This is a genomic window from Xanthomonas hortorum, assembly GCF_024339125.1.
GTDB lineage: Bacteria > Pseudomonadota > Gammaproteobacteria > Xanthomonadales > Xanthomonadaceae > Xanthomonas > Xanthomonas hortorum.
Window position 1 is genome coordinate 1,944,534 of record NZ_CP101417.1, and the last position, 14,274, is coordinate 1,958,807.

Annotated in this window: 12 protein-coding genes; 6 read left to right on the forward strand and 6 right to left on the reverse strand. The window is 65.2% G+C overall.

Annotation, left to right across the window (positions count from 1 at the left end):
• Window positions 1–477: 477 nt before the first annotated feature.
• Complete coding sequence (gene fabR / locus NMB96_RS08150; protein ID WP_006449004.1) at window positions 478–1,125, reverse strand: HTH-type transcriptional repressor FabR; 648 nt, start codon at window positions 1,123–1,125, stop codon at window positions 478–480.
• Window positions 1,126–1,218: 93 nt separating this feature from the next.
• On the opposite strand from fabR, the gene NMB96_RS08155 reads away from it, so the two are divergent.
• Complete coding sequence (locus tag NMB96_RS08155; RefSeq protein WP_023905494.1) at window positions 1,219–2,295, forward strand: ferredoxin reductase; 1,077 nt, start codon at window positions 1,219–1,221, stop codon at window positions 2,293–2,295.
• Window positions 2,296–2,304: 9 nt separating this feature from the next.
• Window positions 2,305–3,429, forward strand: coding sequence for a fatty acid desaturase family protein (locus NMB96_RS08160; protein WP_023905493.1), 1,125 nt, complete (start codon window positions 2,305–2,307; stop codon window positions 3,427–3,429).
• Between the two features lie 251 nt (window positions 3,430–3,680).
• On the opposite strand, the gene NMB96_RS08165 is transcribed toward NMB96_RS08160, so the two are convergent.
• On the reverse strand, window positions 3,681–5,243 hold the full coding sequence (locus tag NMB96_RS08165) for an EAL domain-containing protein (RefSeq protein WP_183086918.1): 1,563 nt from the start codon (window positions 5,241–5,243) through the stop codon (window positions 3,681–3,683).
• Between the two features lie 384 nt (window positions 5,244–5,627).
• Here NMB96_RS08165 and NMB96_RS08170 point away from each other — a divergent pair, with 384 nt between their 5' ends.
• A complete protein-coding gene (locus NMB96_RS08170; protein ID WP_023905490.1) occupies window positions 5,628–5,804 on the forward strand; it encodes a hypothetical protein in 177 nt (58 codons plus the stop codon).
• A gap of 570 nt (window positions 5,805–6,374) precedes the next feature.
• Here NMB96_RS08170 and NMB96_RS08175 read toward each other — a convergent pair.
• The 3 genes from NMB96_RS08175 to ubiK all read right to left on the reverse strand — a co-directional run bounded on the left by NMB96_RS08175 (window position 6,375) and on the right by ubiK (window position 8,789).
• Complete coding sequence (locus NMB96_RS08175) at window positions 6,375–6,884, reverse strand: lipocalin family protein (protein WP_043889908.1); 510 nt, start codon at window positions 6,882–6,884, stop codon at window positions 6,375–6,377.
• A gap of 89 nt (window positions 6,885–6,973) precedes the next feature.
• Window positions 6,974–8,494: a YifB family Mg chelatase-like AAA ATPase gene (locus NMB96_RS08180; protein WP_023905488.1), complete on the reverse strand. Its 1,521-nt coding sequence runs from the start codon at window positions 8,492–8,494 to the stop codon at window positions 6,974–6,976.
• A gap of 16 nt (window positions 8,495–8,510) precedes the next feature.
• Window positions 8,511–8,789: a ubiquinone biosynthesis accessory factor UbiK gene (gene ubiK, locus NMB96_RS08185; protein ID WP_023905487.1), complete on the reverse strand. Its 279-nt coding sequence runs from the start codon at window positions 8,787–8,789 to the stop codon at window positions 8,511–8,513.
• A 152-nt stretch (window positions 8,790–8,941) separates the two neighbouring features.
• Between ubiK and NMB96_RS08190 the strand changes: the two genes are divergently transcribed.
• Window positions 8,942–9,316 carry a P-II family nitrogen regulator gene (locus tag NMB96_RS08190; RefSeq protein ID WP_303623041.1) on the forward strand — a complete coding sequence of 125 codons (375 nt, stop codon included), beginning with the start codon at window positions 8,942–8,944 and terminating at the stop codon, window positions 9,314–9,316.
• A gap of 424 nt (window positions 9,317–9,740) precedes the next feature.
• Entirely contained in the window at window positions 9,741–11,714 is a 1,974-nt protein-coding gene (locus tag NMB96_RS08195; protein ID WP_255086645.1) for a glycoside hydrolase family 84 protein, read from the forward strand.
• Between the two features lie 340 nt (window positions 11,715–12,054).
• Here NMB96_RS08195 and NMB96_RS08200 read toward each other — a convergent pair whose 3' ends face one another.
• A complete protein-coding gene (locus tag NMB96_RS08200) occupies window positions 12,055–12,738 on the reverse strand; it encodes an RIO1 family regulatory kinase/ATPase domain-containing protein (RefSeq protein WP_023905483.1) in 684 nt (227 codons plus the stop codon).
• Window positions 12,739–13,300: 562 nt separating this feature from the next.
• On the opposite strand from NMB96_RS08200, the gene NMB96_RS08205 reads away from it, so the two are divergent.
• Window positions 13,301–14,110, forward strand: a complete 810-nt coding sequence (locus NMB96_RS08205; protein WP_023905481.1) for an outer membrane beta-barrel protein — start codon at window positions 13,301–13,303, stop codon at window positions 14,108–14,110.
• The last annotated feature ends 164 nt before the right edge of the window (window positions 14,111–14,274 follow it).

Consider the following 14,274-nt stretch of genomic DNA (forward strand, 5'->3'; position numbering starts at 1 on the left):
TGCGCGGGTTTTTTGCTTTCTCCCTTGATGACAGCAATGGCGTCTACAGACGACCTCAATCAAGTTTTCGAGCCGACAACTTGGATATCTCCAAGCCGCGTTGGCAGAGGGCGCGGTGCCTTCAACGCTAGTGGGACACGCCGTGAATCCATCCATGCCGCCAAAGAGTCCTGCAAGCGATGAGGACACCGCATCAGGAAGTTTGCGGATCGCTTTGTTGAAAAAAATGCCCACCGACCATCTCGACTGGTCCTTGCTGGCCTACCGTCGCGGGACCTTACGCGGCATGGATGCCGCGTAAGAGCCTACACGGACGTACTTGCGGCGTGTCCCGCGATGGTAGGCCGGCAAGGGCCCTGCAGAAAAGCGAAAGATCAACCGCTCTACAATTGATCTATCCGCGCCATCCAACCACTCCAGGACAACCCAGATTTCGAGTCGCTGCGTCGTTCTTAGAGGCGACAGCACACGCACACTTCAACCGCCGTGCGTACCCAGCGTGCGTGCGCCGGTCAGGATCATGCGCAGCATCTGCGAGATCTGTTCGACCAGTTCGGGATCTTTTTCCGGCGGCGAATCCATCGCCACTGCGCCCATCGCAAATACCAGCCGGGTGATCGCCTTGGACACCAGTGCCGGTGCGTGCAGCTTGGCGTTGTCGGCGGCGGCCAGGCGGATCAGGTCCACGCGCAGCTCGTCTTCGAAATAGCTGAGCTCGCGCTCCACTGCCTGCTTGAACGCATCCGAGCCCACTGCACCTTCGCGCAGCAGCACGTGCAGCAATTTGTCGTCGGCACGCAGCTGTTCCATGAAGGCCTCGACCGACACGCGGATCACGCTGCGGTCGGTGGAGGTGGCGCGTTGGCGGGCCTGGCCGATGATGGTGCGCAACGAGCGCCCGGCCAGATCGATCAAGGCCACGGCGAGCTCGTCCATGTCGCGGAACTGGCGATAGAAGCTGTTGGGCGCGATGCCGGCTTCGCGTGCCACCTCGCGCAGGCTCAGCGTGGACAGGCTGCGGTGCGGGCCGATCAGCGACAGCGCGGCGGCGATCAGATCCTCGCGTGAAATCGCCGGCTTGCGTGACGGCGGCGCGTCGTGGGAAGGCAGGGCGATGGAGGTCATGAGGCTGCGGCCGGTCGTGGGGATGAATCATAGCCCCTTCGGCCGATATACAACTGTATACACGTCTGTGCATGCATGCGTATAGTGCAATCCATGAACCTGGCATCTGACCCCAAGTCCAAGTCCCCGTTGCCGACGCGTTTGGCGCGCCGGCTGGTGTCGCCGCAGTTGTTCGACTTCTGGGCAACCCGGCTCAACCCCTTGTGGACTCTGGAGCGGCCGATGGCCCGCCTGGTCGCGCGCACCGCGGCCAGCCGTGATGCGGTGACCCTGGTGTTGCAACCCAATGGCCACTGGCAGGGCCTGCAGGCCGGCCAGCACGTGAGCCTGGGCGTGGAGATCGACGGCCGCCGGCTGCTGCGCAGCTACAGCCCGACCGTGCTGGCCGATGGCCGCCTGGCGATCACCGTCAAGGCGATCGAGGGCGGTCTGGTGAGTCGCTACCTGGCAACCGATGCGGCCATCGGCACGGTGGTCTCGCTGGAGCCGGCCTTCGGCGACATGCTGCTGCCGACCATGCCCACCCCTTTGTTGCTGCTGGCCGCCGGCTCGGGCATTACCCCGATGCGCGCGCTGCTGCAGGCCGCCGCGCAGGCGGGCATGCCGATGGATGTGGACCTGCTGTACTGGGTGCGCCAGCGCGACGAAGCCTGTTTTGTCGAAGAATTCGAAGCGCTGGCGGCCGCGCATCCGCGCCTGCGCGTGCGCGTGCTGACCACCCGCGAAGGCGAAGCGCCGGCTGCGCGCGTGGATACCTATCCGTTGGAGCAGATCGCCGATCTCTCCAGCCGTCACGTCATGGTCTGCGGCCCTGGCGGTTTTGTGCAGGCAGCGCGCGAGCGCTTGCAGGGGCACGTGGCCGCGTTCCAGGCCGAAGCCTTCAGCGTCCCGACGCTGGACGATGGCGAGGCCGGTGAGGTGCAGGTGCAGCTGTCACGCAGCGGCCGTACGCTCACCCTGCCGCGCGGCCAGTCGCTGCTGGAAGGGCTGGAAGCGCAAGGCCTGCGGCCGAAACACGGCTGCCGCATGGGCATCTGCAACAGCTGCGCCTGCGCGCGCCAGTCCGGCACCACGCGTCACCTGTTGACCGGTGAGCGCAGCAACGAACCCACCGCACAGGTGCGCCTGTGCATCAGTGCCCCGAGCACTGACCTGATCCTGGATCTGTAAGGAATCTTCATGAGCCGAGTCCATAACCGTTCCCTGTCCGCTGCCGAACTGCAGTCGTTTGGCGACGAACTCGATGCCATCCGCGCCCGCGTGCAGGCCCAGGTCGGCGCCGCCGATGCGCGCTACATTCGCCGCATCGTGGCGGCGGTGCGCTGGACCGGTGTGGCCGGTCGCGCGCTGCTGTTTCTGGGCGCGTTCGTGCATAGCGTGCTGATTCCGGCGTGGATTGCCGGCGTAGTGCTGCTGACCCTGTCCAAGATCCTGGAGAACATGGAGCTGGGCCATAACGTCATGCACGGCCAGTACGACTGGATGGGCGACCCGCAGCTCAACGGCAACACCTACGAGTGGGACATCGTTGCCACCGGCGACAACTGGCGCAAGACGCACAACTTCAAGCACCACACTTACACCAACGTGCGCGGCATGGACGACGACATCGGCTACGGCCTGCTGCGCATCTTCCCCGAGCAGCGCTGGCGCCCGTTCTACCTGCTGCAGCCGTTCGTGGCGGTGTTCTTTGCGCTGTTGTTCGAATGGGGCGTGGCGATCCAGGACCTGCGTCTGGGCCGCTGGTTTGCCGGCAAGATGAAAGCCGCAGAGCTGCGCGCTTCGTTTCTTCCGGTGGGCCGCAAGATGGGCCGCCAGATGCTCAAGGATTACATCGTGTTCCCGCTGCTGGCCGGCCCGTTCTTCCTGACCGTGCTGCTGGGCAATCTCGCCGCCAACGTGCTGCGCAGCATCTGGACCTTCGTGATCATCTTCTGTGGCCACTTCACCGCCGATGCGGAAGTGTTCCCCAAGGAATCGATCCGCAACGAGTCGCGCGGCCATTGGTATCTGCGTCAGCTGCGTGGCTCGTCGAATTTGACCGGCGGCAAGCTGATGAACGTGCTGTCGGGCAATTTGAGCCACCAGATCGAGCATCACTTCTTCCCGGACCTGCCGGCCAATCGCTATGCGCAGATTGCCGTGGAAGTGAAGCAGATCTGTGCGCGTTACGGCCAGCACTACAACACCGGCTCGCTGCCGCGTCAGTTCGGTCAGGTGATGTGGCGGATCGTGCGCCACGCCTTCCCGAGCCGGCCCAAGCCGGTGCGCCGCCAACGCGAAAGCGCCTTGCAAAGCGCCTGATCAGGCAAAGCGCCTGATCAACATGATCAAAAAGGGTCGCCATCGGCGGCCCTTTTTGTTGGGTCAGCGAAGTGGTCGCCATACGACATTGCGCATCGTCGCGCTGGCGCGGTCGGTGCCTTGCGACAGCGGTGAAGACCTGCGCTGCGAGTCGAGCCTGCCGTTCGCGCATACCGGCAACCGCTGCGCCTGGTTGGTTGACGGCGCGCAGTGCCGGCTCAGGTCAGGGTGTGGCGGCGCACCGCCCCCGGTCAGTGTGCGGCGCCGCGCATCAGCGCGTGATACGCGATGAAACCAGTGGCCGGCAGCGCGCGCGAGAACAGCCAGCCCTGCGCCAGATCCACGCCATGTGCGCGCAGATAATCCAGCTGCTCCTGGCGCTCCACGCCTTCGGCGATGGTGCGCAACTTCAGCGTCTTGGCCATGTCGATGATGTGCGAGGTCACCGCACTGGTGGCCGAGTGGGTGCCAATGGTGTCCACGAACGACTTGTCGATCTTCAATGCATCCAGCGGCAGCCCTTGCAGGTACTGCAGGCTCGAGTAGCCGGTGCCGAAGTCATCGATCGACACCGTGTGGCCGGCGCCGCGCAGGTGGGTGATGGTGGCGCGTGCCGCATCGATATCCATCAGGCTGCGCTCGGTGGCCTCCACCCACAGCTGTCCGCTGTCCACGCCGGTGCCGCGCAGTGCTTGCGCCAGCACGGTCTGCACGCGGCCGCTCTTGATGTCGCCGGCCGAGACGTTGATGGCCACATGCAGGGACGGAATCGCCGCCAGGGTCGGGCCGAGTTCGCGGATGACTTCGGCCACCACCATGTCGGTGATCGGTAGGATTAGACCGCTCTCTTCGGCCAGCGGAATGAAGGCGTCGGGCGGGATTAGCACGCCATCGGATTGCTGCCAGCGCACCAGCGCCTCGGCACCGACGCAGGCGCCGCTATCGAGCGCGATGATCGGCTGGTAGTGCACGATGAATTCGCCGCGTTGCACGGCGCTTTCCAGCCGTGCCAAGGGCGACAGCCGCCGCCGTGAAACCCAGATCACCAGGCTGACCAGCAGCAGCGCCAATGCGATGCCGACCGGCACTGTCTGCAGGCGTGCCGCCGCCAGCGGGCCACGCAGGTAAGCGGCCGGTTCGGTGACCACTGCGGCCCAGTCGCCACGGCGGTCGCGGCCGGACAAGACCTGCGGCTGCGTTACGTCTGCGCTGGATGTATCGGGCAACGGCTCGATCAACAATTGCTCGGCGGCGATATCGGTACTGCTCAGGATCTGCCCGGTCGGGGTGCCGATCGCCAGTTGCAGGCCGGGCGGGATATTGATGTCGGTGAGGGTGGCCGGATTGATCAACACGTTGTAGTCGTCCAGCTGCAGCGCCATCAGCGGGTGCTGCGGATTGGCCAGCGGACGCAGGCGGGTAGTCACCGCAATGCCGCGCTTGACCACGAAATCCGGGGTGGACTGTGGAATGGCCTCTGGTAACGGCCCCCACGAAGTGCAGCGCAAACGGCGCTGCTGAAAATGCCCCAGCTCCACGATGTAATGACTGGTCAGCACCAATGCGCGCATCTGCGCCAGATGCTCAGGGGAACAGCGCGGCAGCTGCGAGCCAGCCATGTTCACCAGCGCGCCGTGCGCTTCGTCGAAGGCGGCTTCGGTGCGCCGGATCGACAACGCCGCCAGCTGGCTGAGCCTGCTCTGCTCGCGATCCAGCGCCAGCCGCCACGCCAGGTAATAAGACAGGCTGATCGGAAGGGTTGCGCATAGCACCACCAGCAACACGGTCACACTGATGATGCGTTGTCGCTTCACCTCATCCCCCGCATCTGCATGGCGGCCAGCTCACGCAGTGCGCCCTGGACAGTACGCGGCAGATGCGCATTGCCGAGCAGCCGGCACAGCGAAGTCGCCGCGCGCACGGAGGCCCGATGCGCGCATGGTGACGACAGGAGACATGGACTGATGAGGCTGCACGTCGCGAATGTACGACACGCGCGTGCATTGCGCGCGTCCTCGGAGCGAAGCGGATGTGATTTTCTGCCGATGCGCATGCACCGCAGAGTGGGAAGCGGGCTTGTCAATAGGTTCACACGCCTGCACGCGATGGCGCGCTAGGGTCGAAAGGTCTGCCCTCCCGTCTGGGAGCAGCGGGACAATCCGGTCCCACGCAAGACGCTTTCCGAGGAGGAATCACCCATGACAACCCAGAAAGAACGTGTCGGCGGCACCGATGCCGTGCCGATCTTCAAGATGCAGGAAACCACGCGCGACGGCGAGCTCACCAAATACGTGGTCGGCGACACCGGCGTGGCCTTCGACAGTCTGGAAGGTGCGCAGGCTGCGGCCAGGGATCTGAGCACACTCAACGGTTGAGGGCGTGCTTTAGATTCTCCAGTTAGTCGAGGAGGCACAGGCGTGAGGTTGCGCTGGAGGCCGGCGGGGTGGGGTAGTCGAGTGCGCGGTGCCCTCGCCGCTCGCGGGACACGCCGTAAACCCGTCCCTGGGGGCTCGGTGGCGGCATCCATGCCGCCACACGGTCCCGCAATCGGCAAGGACACCGCACCAGAGAGTGGGTCGCTAGCTTTATGAAAAGCGGACCATCTCGCCGGTTGCATTGGCTTGCTGATGCAGGCCGCAGCTACATGAGAGCTAAGCGCACTAAAGGCACCTCATGCATTGCTTGCACCATGCATACCGACCATCTCGACTGGTCCTTGCCCGCCTACCGTCGCGGGACCTTACGCGGCATGGATGCCGCGTAAGAGCTTACAAGGACGTACTTGCAGCGTGTCCCGCGATGGTAGGCGGGCAAGGGCCCTGCAGCAAACCCGCAGATCACCCGCTCTACATCAACCGCTCTACAACTGACAGAAGCTTGGCTACTCAAGCATGTCGTGCCCCGGGGGAGTTGTAGATTGCTCTACTAAAAACTCCAAGCCCTGCTCAGGGGAGCGGCTGCTCGGTAAGCCGCCCGGTATGCGGGGTGTGGATCAGCGGCGCCAGATCGAAGCCCTGCTCGCGCGCATGCGCCAGATAGGCCTGGGTGATGTTCTCGTCCAGCTGCGGCAGCCGTGCCAGCAGCCACAGATACTTGCGGTCGGGGCCACCGACCAGCGCGGCGGTGTAGTCCGCATCGATGCGCATCACCCAGTAATCGCCTTTGGTGAAGGGAATCCAGCGCAGGCCTTCGGGCAGAAAAGTGACCTCCAGGCGCACGTTGCTGTCGTCGATGGCACGCGCCTCACCGATTGCTTCTTCCAATGCACCTTCGGCAGTCAGGCAGCGGTTCTGCACACGCACCGTGCCATCGTCCTGCAGCGAATAGTGTGCCGACACATCGGTGCAATCGGCATCCTCGAAGCGGATCGGCAGCCGCGCGATCTCGTACCAGGTGCCCAGATAACGATTCAGATCCAGGGACGGGACGGTGAGGAGTTCGGGAAGTCGGCTCATGGCGGCCTCTGCGTAGTGGAATGGCAGATGTTGTACGTGCATCGTCATGAAATGCATGTTGGGATGCTGATGCCGCTGGAGCGCCGCTATTAGGCTGCGCTTGCCGTGCCCACCGCGCGATCCAGTTTGCGGTAGCCGATCGCTTCGGTGAGATGGTGCGTGGCAATGACCGCGCTGTCGTCGAGATCGGCGATGGTGCGTGCCACGCGCAGGATGCGATGCATCGAACGTGCGGAAAGCTGCAGGTGTTCGATCGCGCGTTCCAGCAGCAACTGATCGTCGTTGCGCAGGCGGCAGTGATGATCGGTTTGCGCTTGGTCCAGTTGTGCATTGGGCACGCCGGCACGTGCAAGTTGCCGCGCGCGCGCCGCGACCACGCGGGTGCGCACGCTGGCACTGTCCTCGCCGACGTTGCCGCTGCGCAGGGCCTGCGGCGGCAGGCGCGGGACCTCCACATGCAGATCGATCCGGTCCAGCAGCGGCCCGGAGATCCGGCTGCGATAACGGCCGATGGTGTCGCCGCTGCAACGGCAACGCCCACTGCTATCGCCTGCCCACCCGCACGGACACGGATTCATCGCAGCGACCAGTTGAAATCTTGCCGGGAAATCCACACTGCGCGCGGCGCGCGAGATGGTGACCAGGCCCGATTCCAGCGGCTCGCGCAGCACTTCCAGCGTTTGGCGTTGCCACTCGGGCAACTCGTCCAGAAACAGCACGCCGTTGTGGGCCAGCGAGATCTCGCCGGGGCGTGGATGTGTGCCGCCGCCAACCAAGGCGACCGCGCTGGCGGTGTGGTGCGGAGCCCGATAGGGGCGTTGCCGCCAGCGCACAAGATCCAGTCCGCGACCGCTGATGGAGGTAATGGCGGCGGTTTCCAGCGCCTCGGCCTCGCTGGCTTCCGGCAGCAGGCCGGGCAGGCGCGAGGCCAGCAAGGTCTTGCCGCAGCCAGGGCTACCGACCAGCAATAAATGGTGACCGCCGGCTGCAGCAATTTCCAGCGCGCGGCGAGCATGCGGTTGGCCGCGCACGTCGGCCATGTCGGGCAGAGAGCGCGCGCCGAGCGCCTGCACCGCCAGTTCGGCGGCGGGCGCCTTTTGGGTGCCATTGAGCGTGGCACAGACTTCCAGCAGCGTGCGCGCGGTGAAGGCTTCGACGTGGCCGGCGATGGCGGCCTCTGCACCGTTGGCCAGCGGCACGATCAGGCGGCGGCCGGCCTGCGCCGCTGCCAGGGCGGCGGGCAGCACGCCATCGACACCGCGCAACTCGCCGGTCAGGGCGAGTTCGCCGAGAAATTCGTACTCGGCCAAGGCCTGCCGGTCGATCTGCCCGCTGGCGGCCAGGATGCCGAGTGCGATCGGCAGATCGAAACGGCCGCCTTCCTTGGGTAAATCGGCCGGCGCCAGATTGATGGTGATGCGCCGCGCGGGGAATTCGAACTGTGCGCATAGCAGCGCGGCACGCACGCGTTCGCGCGACTCGCGCACCGCGGCCTCGGGCAGGCCCACGATCTGGGTGGAGGGAAGACCGCCGGAGAGATGCACTTCCACCCGAACCTCAGGCGCATGCACCCCCACGCGGGCACGGCTGTGCACCAGCGCCAGACTCATGGTGGAGGGCCTTAGGTCAGGGGGTGGTAGGTGGCGCGGCGGGCGGCGAGCCGGGCGCGCGTGCTTCCAGTGCGGCGACGGCCTGTTCCAGTGCGTCGAGTTTTTCGCGGGTGCGCAGCAACACCGCACGCTGCACGTCGAACTCTTCGCGGGTGACCAGGTCCAGCTTGCCCAGGCCGGCCTGCAGTGCGCCCTTGAAGGTGCTCTGCAGTTCTTCGCGCGATTGGCGCAGGCCCGGCGGCACCAGGTCGCTGAGGCGGCGGGCGAGGTCGTCGAGCTGGTTGAAATCGATCATGGGGTTCTCCGCAGGTCCGTAGGAAGCCTAGTGCAGGCCGGAACACGCGGGACATCGGCAAGGCAGTCGGCAGGCGGTAAGGATAGTCCCATTCGGTTGTCGGTCGCGGTGAGGGCGATGCGCATGAGATGAGTGTTGTGGCCGTCCACGGTATGCTGCGCGACCGTCATGCCCTGAGATCTGCACCGATGAAAATGATCATGGCCATCGTCAAACCGTTCAAGCTCGACGATGTGCGCGAAGCGCTCGCCGGCTGCGGGGTGGCGGGCATCACGGTGACCGAGGTCAAGGGCTTCGGGCGCCAGAAAGGCCACACCGAGCTGTATCGCGGTGCCGAGTATGTGGTCGATTTCCTGCCCAAGGTGAAGATCGAAGTGGCTGTGACCGACGACCAAGCCGAGCGCGTGGTCGAAGCCATCGTGGCCGCCGCCGGCACCGGCAAGATCGGCGACGGCAAGGTGTTCGTCTACGACCTCGGCACCGTGGTGCGCATCCGCACCGGCGAGCTGGATAGCGACGCGTTGTAAGGCGTCAGCGGAAGCGACTTCGGTCGATGCTGTGCCGGCATTGCGCAGGCAACTGACCGATGACAGAAAAACAGCGCCACGGGGCCGGGTCTGCACCGTCGGTCACTGCCCTCGTAGGCGGCATCCAGCTGCCGACAACCAATGCGTTTATGAAATTGGCAGCCGGGCCCACCTTCGGTGGAGCAGCCTGGCCGCATGGCCCAAGTATCGCCAACGCGCGCCGCGCTACGTGGCCGGCTCATACCATTTCAATACCGCAGATCGGCCCCGACACCAGAGGCCAGCAACGGTACCGGCCGCCTGCCCGTAACCCAGCTGCGAATTTTCCAAAGAGACCTAGAACGTCCTGATACGGCCCCTGCTTGTCGCCGCGCGATGACTTGCCTACTCTAGGGCTAATACCATTTCAATACCGGAGTTCGGAATGAAGCGACGTGATGGCAAGTCGGGCTTGCGCCTGCTTCCGGTCCTGGTGGCGCTAAGCCTGACGGCCCCCGCGCTGGCGCAGCCGGTCACACAGCCGGCGATCTTTCCGACCCCGATGTCGATCGCGCTGGAGGGTGGCACCGTCACGCTCGGTCGGTCGGTCGTGCTGGTCGTAGCGCCGGGCGCAGATCCGGAATCGGTCGCGCTGGTGCGCCGCATCCTCGGCACCGCTGGAGTGACCAAACTCTCCACCGCATCGCGTTTGCCTGCCACGCTCGACCGCCCGCATATCGTGCTCGGCACCGGCGAGGCGGCGGTGGTGCGCGATGCATTGACGCGTAGCAAGGCAGTGCAGGACACCCACAAGGAGGGCTATACGCTCGCCAGCGTCGCGCTCGGCAACGGCAGCCTGATCACGCTGGCCGGTCACGACAACGATGGCCTGTTCCATGCGGCGCAGACGCTGCGTCAGCTGGTCGAGCACCCCGTCATCCCGACCCTGGTGATCCAGGATCATCCGGCGATGCCGATCCGCGGCACCATCGAAGGGTTCTACGGCGCACCGTGGTCGATGGCCGATCGCACCAAGCATCTGGAATTTCTTGCCCGCACCAAGGCCAATACCTTCATCTACAGCCCGAAGGACGACCCGTACGCGCGCGACCGTTGGCGCGAGGCGTATCCGGCCGCCACGTTGAAGGCGCTGGGCAAGCTGGCGGCCACCGCCAAACGCAATCACGTCGACTTCGTCTATGCGATCTCCCCGGGGCCGACGGTGTGCTTCTCCGATCCGGCCGACGCCAAGGCGCTGCTGCGCAAGTTCGATGCCTTCCGCGCGCTGGGCGTGCGCAGCTTCTATGTGGCACTGGACGATATCGAATACACCAAGTGGAATTGCGAGCGCGACAAGACCACGTTTGGCGATTCCGGTGCGCAAGCGGCAGGCATTGCGCAGTCGCATCTGCTCAATCTGGTGCAGGCCGATCTGGTCGCCCGCCACGATGCATCGTCGGAATTGATCATGGTGCCGACCGAGTATTTCGACGCCAAGGAAAGCCCGTACAAAGAAGCACTGCGCAAGCACCTGGACCCGAAGATCGTGGTGCAGTGGACCGGCACCGACGTGGTGCCGCCGGCCATTTCCATCCCCGATGCACGCGCGGCCACCAAGGCGTTCGGCCGCAAGACGCTGCTGTGGGATAACTACCCGGTCAACGATTTCGAAACCTCGGCCGGGCGTTTGCTGATGGCGCCGTACGCGCGCCGCGAGGCGGGCTTGTCGGCGGAATTGTCCGGCATCGTCTCCAATCCGATGAATCAGGAAGTGCCCAGCCGCGTCGCGGTGATGGGGCTGACCGCGTTCGCGTGGAACGACAAGGATTACGACGCGCAGCGCACCTGGCATGCGGCCGCACGCGACCTGGCCGGTGGCGATGCGCAGGTGACCGCTGCGCTACTCAACTTTTTCGATACCCAGCATCTGGCACCGACCTTCGGCAGCCAGCCGTGGCAGGAACAAGCGCCGCGCCTGAAGGCCGTGCTCGACCATGTGCGCGAGGCGATCGCGCTCGGCGATGCGGCAGCGCGCAGCCAGGCCATCGCCGAGTTGGCGCGCACGGCGGACGAGATTGCTGCCGCGCCGCAGATCATTCGCGAAGGCGTGGCCGACAAGGGCTTTGCCGAACAATCGCGCCCCTGGCTGGATGCGATGCAAGGCTGGGGCCGCGCGCTGCAGCAAACCGCGGCCGGGCTGGATGCCGCCAATCGCGGTGATGCGCAGGCGGCAGTGGCGTTTGCCGATGCCAAGCAGAGTGCCGCCGAAGCCGCAGCGATCCCCTCGATTCCCGGCGCCACGCGTTTCGGTGGCCCGGTCAAGATCGCCGATGGCGTACTGGACCGCTTCGTCGCCGACGCGCCGCGCCTGATCGCCTACCGCGCGCAGGCGGCAGCCGAAGCGGCAAACGCGCAGTGACGACCTGGGGCGGCGACCGGACGACGGCCTAGCCACTAGACAGGCGTCGCCGGTGCGCGGCATCGACGCGTACCCTGTCCACTGTGGTTCCCCCCGCGCCGTTGCGCACCACCTGGCGATTGCTTGCCAGGTGGATAGGCGCACCGTTGGCGTGTCATCGGGATGGTCAGGCGTGCAGCCCGGTGGGCGTGGCCCGCGTCGCCGGATCAGCATGCGGTACGCAGATCGAGATGCATTGTTCCCCTGCGCTGGTGCTGGATGCATGGCGCGATTGCGCGTCACCGCCCAGGCGCCGCGCCCCCTCGCGCCGCCTGGCTGGCAGGTGACGGCAACTTGCCGGTCAGCGGGTTTCGTTCGGCGCTACCGGCTGCGCATCGCGCTTCAGGTGCCGATACACCCGCTTCCAGCTGCCGCGGATGGTGCGTACCCAGCGCGGCTCGGCGCTGCGTGCGGCCTCGTCGGCGGTCGGCGCGATACCGGCCAGGCGCTGGCGCATCTTCTGGAAATTGGCCAAGTCACTGCGCTGCAGTTGACGCGCCAGCGTGCCGCGTCGCAACCAGCGCGGGAAGCGCCAGGCCGAGGTGAAATCGATCAGCACCGGCACGCCGGCACTGATCACCACATTGGTGCCGTGCAGATCGTTGTGGGTGATGCCGACTGCGTGCAGGCGGCGCAGCGCCTGCTGCAGCTGCTGGAACACCTCCTGGCCGACCACCGCGCTGGCGCTGAGGGTGTCGCCCGGAATGAACTCCATGCCCAGTGCCAGCCCGCCGAGCGTGCCGAGCAGGGCCGGCGCATGCCGCCAGCCGTGCAGGCGGGCCAACATCTTGGACTCGTGCCGCACCATCAGCCGCGCGATCGGCGCCAGCAGCGTACGGCGGTAGCGGCTGTAGTCCTTGACCACCGCCAGTTGCCCATCCAGATGCGTGCGATAGACGTTGGGCTCGAGCAGCCGGGTGCCCTGCTTGAGCAGCACGGGCGTGACGATTTGCAGGCTGGAGGTGTCCAGCGGCTGGTAGTGCATGGCAAGTCTCCGGACCTTGGCGGCGCGGAGGAATCACGCGTCTGGCAGGTTCACGATGATCGCGGGGGATCGGTCCGGTGAATTTTAGAACTTGCGAGTATTGAAATTACATTTGTTAAAAAAATGAAATGTTCCGGGAGTGGAACAGCCTAAAGAATCAATAGGTTGCGAAGTCGGCCGTGTCTAGTTTTTCGGTAAGCACGCGCGGCGCGGCGCCTGCAGGGAGCGAGCGTGGAGCGCAAGGCAAGTCATACCGATCGGCAGGAGCGCTCATCAGGCGGCTGGCCGCGCGAAATGCACGCTAATAGGCAGCGATCACAGCCCTTCTTGACAGGTGCTGAGACTCGATCCACTGTGCCGGCTGCGGTCAGGGGGCTGCATCACGCGTCAGTACCGGCACGTCCACGCGGACGATGCCTGAAGCCGAGTACGCGCACGATCCGGTGATGTTGGGAAAGCCCCCGAATTGGACAAGCAACTGCGCCACTTCCGGACGCCGCCAGGTCATGCCTGCGTGCGCATGGATGCGGGGACGATGGAGTACGACTCATTGGGGAATGCGATGAAAAGGACCGCAACATGGCTGTTGGCCTGCACGGCGCTGGGCTGCGTTTCCGACGCGGCCGCGCAGTCGTTGTCGCGCGGCTGGGACAATTATCGGCAACAGCAAAAACAGCAGGCTGGCACCCAGGGGGCCACCGCACCGGCAGCGCCACCGTCGGGCCCGTCGCAAGACGGTACCGCCGCAGGACAGACGGCAGTGCAAGACAGCGCAGCCGGCGAGACCGGCGGATTCACCACGGTGACGGCGCAGACGCCCGCAGCGGCGGCACCGCCCGCACCGGTGCCTGCCTACGTTGCGCCTGCGCCGCGCGAAGAAGAACAGCGCCTCAAGAGCGGCATGTTCTTGGGCGCGCAGGGCGGCGAAGCCAAGGTGTTCGAGGGGAACAAGCAGGACGTGGCGGGCTTCAACGTCGGTTACCGCTGGCGTGCTGGTCCGGTCACGCTGGTCGGCATTGAAGTGGCCACCGGAAAGGTCGACGGTTCGAAGGATGCGGATGGCTTTGTCGTCATTCCGACAGTGGACTTCGGCAGCATCGGTGGAACGGCGCGCTTCAACTTCGGCGACACCCCTGTGTTCGCTCTGGTACGCATGGGCTATTGGGGAGGCGAGGCAAAAGGCGAGGACTACACCGAGCGTGTTTACGGCGCATATCTGGGTGCGGGCCTCGGTGTGGATATCGGCAAGCATTTCAGTCTGAGCGCGCTCTACACGAACTACCTGTACGCCGACGAGTACTACGACGACTACGAAGACATCACCATCAATCGTGCCGAAGTGCTGAGCTTCGGCGCCGAAGTCCGCTTTTGAGCCGGCGATAGAAAAACAGCGTTGTGCACACAGCAAGGCGGATGGCGACATCCGCCTTGTTGCCGTTGGGCTATATGAAGCGCTCGGTGATCCGGTACTGCGTACGCTTCGTCGGAGCTCTGATCGGCACCACGAAGGCACGGATGTGGTGTCATACAAGACAA

Coding starts and splice junctions, on each gene's coding strand:
- fabR (WP_006449004.1), bottom strand. CDS start 1,125: ATGACCTCCATCGCCCTGCCTTCCCACGACGCGCCGCCGTCACGCAAG.
- NMB96_RS08155 (WP_023905494.1), top strand. CDS start 1,219: ATGAACCTGGCATCTGACCCCAAGTCCAAGTCCCCGTTGCCGACGCGT.
- NMB96_RS08160 (WP_023905493.1), top strand. CDS start 2,305: ATGAGCCGAGTCCATAACCGTTCCCTGTCCGCTGCCGAACTGCAGTCG.
- NMB96_RS08170 (WP_023905490.1), top strand. CDS start 5,628: ATGACAACCCAGAAAGAACGTGTCGGCGGCACCGATGCCGTGCCGATC.
- NMB96_RS08175 (WP_043889908.1), bottom strand. CDS start 6,884: ATGAGCCGACTTCCCGAACTCCTCACCGTCCCGTCCCTGGATCTGAAT.
- NMB96_RS08180 (WP_023905488.1), bottom strand. CDS start 8,494: ATGAGTCTGGCGCTGGTGCACAGCCGTGCCCGCGTGGGGGTGCATGCG.
- ubiK (WP_023905487.1), bottom strand. CDS start 8,789: ATGATCGATTTCAACCAGCTCGACGACCTCGCCCGCCGCCTCAGCGAC.
- NMB96_RS08190 (WP_303623041.1), top strand. CDS start 8,942: ATGCTGCGCGACCGTCATGCCCTGAGATCTGCACCGATGAAAATGATC.
- NMB96_RS08195 (WP_255086645.1), top strand. CDS start 9,741: ATGAAGCGACGTGATGGCAAGTCGGGCTTGCGCCTGCTTCCGGTCCTG.
- NMB96_RS08200 (WP_023905483.1), bottom strand. CDS start 12,738: ATGCACTACCAGCCGCTGGACACCTCCAGCCTGCAAATCGTCACGCCC.
- NMB96_RS08205 (WP_023905481.1), top strand. CDS start 13,301: ATGAAAAGGACCGCAACATGGCTGTTGGCCTGCACGGCGCTGGGCTGC.